Raw genomic sequence first — 1654 nt, forward strand, 5'->3', positions numbered from 1 at the left:
TCGTCTAAACTGACGGGCTAATTCTTCGTATCCTTTGTTCTCGCTGAATAGTTACTTCCTTATACCAATTTGTTAATAGACAATAAAAATCTTATTTTGACTGGTGCCCCCGGCACGGGTAAAACCTATTTGGCAAAGCTAATAGCTAGAGAGTTAGGTGCGACTGAAGAAAACCAGCAATGTATGATGGTACAGTTTCATCCGTCGTATGATTATACAGATTTTGTTGAAGGATTACGTCCTTTTCAGAAGGATGGTGAAACTAATATTGGATTTGAGTTAAAACGAGGTTCTTTTAAAGATTTTTGTGCTCAAGCACTTGAAAATTTGATTGACAGTCAAAAAAGTACTCAGGATATAAATAAGGATGCAATATTTAAGAGTGCTTATTACGATATGATAGATAAAATTAGGAATGAAGAAATCAAAGAGATACCATTAAAATCAGAGTCTATGAGTATGGAAATAGTGGATGTCTCTGACAATAACAATCTTATTCTGAAAGCAAAAGATTCGGAGACAGGAAAAACATATACCGTGTCTTATGCTAGATTAAAGAAACTATCTGTTGTGTATGAAAGCATGGAAGCCTTAGACTCGATTTCTAACATAGATAAGGCTGTGAGGGATGCCATCAAGGGATGCCATACATCGGCTTATTGGGCTACGCTCTATTTTTTATATAAAAAATTCATGCAGAATAAGAAAGTCGAAGAGACGGTCGTAGAACGAAAGAATTATGTGTTTATCATAGATGAAATAAATCGAGGAGAAATCTCAAAGATATTTGGAGAGTTGTTCTTCTCGATTGACCCTGGGTATAGAGGCGTAGCCGGAACGGTTCAGACGCAATATCAAAACCTTATAGAAGATGGAGATATTTATGAAAACGGTTTTTATGTACCTGAAAATGTCTATATCATCGGGACGATGAATGATATAGACCGCAGTGTTGACTCTATGGATTTTGCAATGCGCCGCCGTTTTGCATGGAAGGAGATAAAGTCGAATGACAGATTAGAGATGCTAGATAACTTAGGAGAAGAACTCAAAGAGACAGCAATCAAGCGAATGCAATCTCTTAATGATGCTATTGAGAAAACCGAAGGATTAAATCCGTCTTATCATGTCGGACCTGCATACTTCAAAAAGGTTTTGCTATATAAGAATAACCCAGATAGTATGTGGTCTGACTTATGGGAATATCATATTGAGGGTGTCTTATATGAATATGTCAGAGGAATGGATGACGTAAAAGCGAAAATGGATGATTTTAAAAATGCCTATAATTGTTAATAAACATTTGGATTTTCACTTTATTAGGCATTGTATTAGCGGCCTAATTGCGAAATGTAGAATTACTCATATATCATTTTAGGTGTAAAGTCCTAAACTGCAATAATGTCGAAAGTATATAAAACATATGATTATAGCCATATCCCAATTCAAGAGATTGAGGATAAGGACTTATGTGATTTTTATCAGATAGCCAATTTGACAATAAGTGACCTTTGTAAAAAGCAAAATGCTAATTTGTTAGTATATCCCCCACAACTAGATGTCTATAAAGATAATCTTGTAGATAATTATATCTTTAAAATCATTACTGTCCCGTAAAAGTGGATAAATAGTTCTTTGAAATAATTGAAATATA

General features: G+C 34.5%; 1 protein-coding gene. It reads left to right on the forward strand.

Going from position 1 to position 1654, the window contains the following annotated elements; genetic code table 11:
- Positions 1–69 precede the first annotated feature (69 nt).
- Positions 70–1296, forward strand: coding sequence for an McrB family protein (locus E5355_RS18990; protein ID WP_136011548.1), 1227 nt, complete (start codon positions 70–72; stop codon positions 1294–1296).
- Positions 1297–1654 lie beyond the last annotated feature (358 nt).

Origin of the sequence: Bacteroides muris (ex Afrizal et al. 2022) (genome assembly GCF_004793475.1) — a bacterium.
Lineage (GTDB): Bacteria > Bacteroidota > Bacteroidia > Bacteroidales > Bacteroidaceae > Bacteroides > Bacteroides muris.